This is a genomic window from Anaeromyxobacter sp. SG64 (genome assembly GCF_022690745.1).
Classification (GTDB): Bacteria; Myxococcota; Myxococcia; order Myxococcales; family Anaeromyxobacteraceae; genus Anaeromyxobacter; species Anaeromyxobacter soli.
In genome coordinates this window covers 1-3,418 of sequence record NZ_JALCZB010000176.1, presented here as the reverse complement: position 1 = coordinate 3,418, position 3,418 = coordinate 1, and the positions used below count along the sequence as shown (strand labels likewise).

Here is a 3,418-nt window from a genome sequence, read left to right as displayed (position 1 = left end):
GGGCGGCTCGACCGGCGCGGTCGCCGCCGGCGGCGGGCCGGGCGCGCCGCGATAGCGCGCCGCCGCCTCGGCGAGCCGGGCGGAGAGGACGGGCTCCTCGGCCGGCGAGCCGCCCTTCGCCGCCTCCTGCACCATCCCCTGCAGGGCGTCGCCCGCGGCGAGGAGGAGATCGACCGCGGCGGCGTCGAGCCGGGCGGGGGCGGCGCGGAACAGCGCGACGAGGTCCTCCAGGCGGTGCGCCAGCGAGGCGATGCCGTCGAGCTGCATCGAGGCGCTCATCCCCTTCACGCTGTGCGCGTGGCGGAAGAGCGCGTCCACGATCTCGTTGCGCGCGGCGGAGGGTGGCGCCCGCTCGAGGCGGACGAGCTCGCGCCCGAACGCGGCGAGGTGCTCCCCCGCCTCGCTCGCGAACAGACCCAGGTACTTCTGGAGATCGAGCGCCACGGCTCCCCGGGCGCTAAACGACAGTTCGCGATGCGCGTTCACCTTCGGTGACGCGCGTCGCGCTGTCGTTCAGCCAGGTTCGAACGGGGGCTGCGCCCCCGCCCCGCCGAGCGAAGCTCGTCGGGGCCCCACCCCTGCGCGCCGGGTCCCGTGCGACGCCGCGAGCGGCGTCGCCGCTTCCGCGGCGCCGCCCCGGCGGGCTCGCTTCGCTCGCTGAGCGTTTCGGAACCATGATCGCTCGGTCAGGCCTCGCCCAGGACCTTCTTCACGACGGAGAGGACGTCCTCCGCCTTGAACGGCTTCACGATGAAGTCGCTCGCGCCGGCCTCGATGGCCTCCATCACCAGCGACTCCTGGCCGAGCGCGCTGCACATCACGATCACCGCCTTGTGGTCCTGCTTGACGATGTCGCGCGTCGCCTCGATGCCGCTCTTGAACGGCATCACGATGTCCATGGTGGTGAGGTCGGGCTTCAGCTCCCGGTACTTCTCGACCGCCTCGAGCCCGTTCGCGGCCTCGCCGACGACCTCGAAGCCGGACCCCGAGAAGATGTCCTTGATCATGTTCCGCATGAAGATCGCGTCGTCGACGATCAGGACTCGCTTCGCCATCGGCCTACCTCTCCCCCGAAGGTGTCCTTCGGAACCTATCACATCACCTACCGCCGAACAGCCGGACCGCTTCGCTCGCGACGGCGTCCGCCCCGAGCACCGTCACGGCGCCCGCGCGCGAGGTCGCGACGCCGCGCACGAGCCCCTCGCCGCCGCGGCCCTCCGGCGTGAGCGGCTCGACGCCGAGCACGCCGCCGATGAGGAGCCCGAGCGCGCGCCGGGCGTGGTCGAGGACGATCACCTGCCCCGCGGACGGCTCGAGCGCCTGCGCCGCCAGGCCGACGAGGGGGGCGAGGTCCACCACCGCGATCACCCGCCCGCGCAGGTTCATCACCCCGCGCACCGCCTCGGACGCGCGCGGCACGCGGGCGAAGGGCGGCTGGGGCAGCACCACCTCGCGCACCGCCTCGAGCGGCAGCGCGAACCGCTCCCTGCCGAGGCGGAAGAGGACGTGCCGCACGCGCCTAGCCGAGCCGGAACCGCGAGACGACCGCCTGGAGCTCGAGCGAGAGGTTCGTGAGCTCCTGCGCCGCGCCGGCCATCTGCGCGACCGCCGCGGTCTGCTCGGCGGTGACCTTGCGCACCTGCTCGGTCTGGCTCGCGTTCGAGGAGGCGACGTCCGAGATGTGGTCCATCGCCTGGACCATGTCGGCCGAGCCCTGGAGCTGGTCGCGGGCGGCCTGGGAGATGACGCCCACCTTGTCCGCCCCGGTGGCGGCGATCTTGGCGATGTCGGCCAGGGTGCGGATGATGGCGTTCAGATCCTCGCGCCCCTCGCCGAGCTCGGAGACCGACTCCTTCATGGTCTCGACCACCTTGCCCGCGCGGCCGGAGATGTCGGTCGCGAGCGAGGAGATCTGCTCCGCGGAGCGCCCGGCGGACTCGGCGAGCTTGCGGACCTCCTCGGCGACCACCGCGAAGCCGCGGCCGTACTCGCCGGCGCGGGCCGCCTCGATGGTGGCGTTCAGGGCGAGCAGGTTCGTCTGGTTCGCGACCTGGGTGATCGCCTCCACGATCTTGGAGATCTCCTTCGTGCGCTCGCCGAAGGCGAACACCTGCTCGCTCGCGGCCTCGATGCGGGCGAACACCTTCTTCACCTTCTCGCCGGCGAGCCGGGCGGCGTCGCCGCCGGCGGCGGCCGACTGGCTCGTCTCCGCCGAGGCGCGCGCCGCCTCCTCCGCGCTGCGCGCCGTCGCCTCGATGGACGCGGCGATCTCCCCGATCACCTTGGAGGTCCGCTCCACGAGCTCCGACTGCTGCCCGGCGCCGACCGCGATCTTCTCCATGGAGGAGGCGACCTCGTCCGTCGAGGCGTTCACCTCCTCGGCGCTCTGCTGCAGCTCGTTCGCCGAGTCGGCCACCGACTGCGCCGTCCGCTGGATGCGCGACACGAGGTCGCGCAGGTTCTCCTGCATGGTGCGGATGGCGTAGGTCAGCTCGTCGATCTCGTCGTGGGCGGTGCGCTGCTCCTCCGACACCACCGCCTTGGAGAGGTCGCCGCGGCTGATCTCGACGGCGCTCCCGCGCAGGCGGGCGAGGCGCGACACCCGCGCCACGGCGAGGGTGAGCACGATGCCGAGGAGCAGGGTGAGGGCGAGCACCGCCAGGCCCGCCACGAGCGGGCTCTGCACGCGCTCGCGGATCTCCGGCACCGCGAAGAGCAGCACCGCGCCCACGACGAGGTAGCTGAAGAGGATCTTCTTCTCGAGCGAGACCGGCACGCCGGCGAGCGGCGGCGTCGCCCTGGGCGCCGCCTCGGCCGCGCGCCCGCGCAGGGCGACGAGGTGCGGCGCGTCCTGCCAGCGCGCGCTCGGGCGGGTGGACAGTCGCTCGTCTCGGCTCGCTCGCGGCAAGGGTGCCCCTCTCCAAGGCGTGGGACGGCGGGGCGATCCTAGACGCGCCCTGCGCCAAGTCAAAGAGCGGTGGGTGCGCGGAGGTGGTCGTGACCGCGCCGCTCGACCTCGACCGCCGCGCCGGTGGGGCCGACGACGCGCACGCCGCGTCCCCGCACGAAGCGGCCGATGACGGTGAGGGGGGTGCGGGCCTTCGCCGCCGCCGCGCGCGCGGCGGGGAGGAGGGAGGGCGCGAGGGCCACCACGAGCTCGTAGTCCTCGCCGCCGGAGAGCGCTGCGTCGCGGGCCGCGCCGGAGCGGTGGGCGAGCCGCTCCGCGGCGGCGGAGAGCGGCAGATCGGCGACGCCGATGCGGGCCCCCACCCGCGAGGCCTCGCACAGGTGGGCGAGGTCCTGCACGAGCCCGTCGGACACGTCGATGGCGGCGCGGGCGACGCCGGCGAGGGCGCGCCCCGCGGCGAGGCGCGGCGTGGGCCGGCGCTGGCGGCGGACGAGCGCGGCCGGTGCGCCG

Annotated in this window: 5 protein-coding genes; all 5 read right to left on the bottom strand. The window is 74.3% G+C overall.

The genetic code is table 11. The features are described 5' to 3' along the window. A partial coding sequence (locus tag MNZ29_RS23785; RefSeq protein WP_242357070.1) for an Hpt domain-containing protein occupies positions 1-444 on the bottom strand: 444 nt, incomplete at its 3' end. Between the two features lie 242 nt (positions 445-686). Next, positions 687-1,055 carry a response regulator gene (locus MNZ29_RS23780; RefSeq protein ID WP_242341544.1) on the bottom strand — a complete coding sequence of 123 codons (369 nt, stop codon included), beginning with the start codon at positions 1,053-1,055 and terminating at the stop codon, positions 687-689. Between the two features lie 43 nt (positions 1,056-1,098). After that, positions 1,099-1,515 (bottom strand): chemotaxis protein CheW, encoded by a 417-nt coding sequence (locus MNZ29_RS23775; protein ID WP_242357049.1) that lies wholly within the window; start codon positions 1,513-1,515, stop codon positions 1,099-1,101. A gap of 4 nt (positions 1,516-1,519) precedes the next feature. Then, positions 1,520-2,908, bottom strand: coding sequence for a methyl-accepting chemotaxis protein (locus MNZ29_RS23770; protein WP_242341542.1), 1,389 nt, complete (start codon positions 2,906-2,908; stop codon positions 1,520-1,522). Positions 2,909-2,967: 59 nt separating this feature from the next. Further along, a partial coding sequence (locus MNZ29_RS23765; protein WP_242357047.1) for a thiamine-monophosphate kinase occupies positions 2,968-3,418 on the bottom strand: 451 nt, incomplete at its 5' end.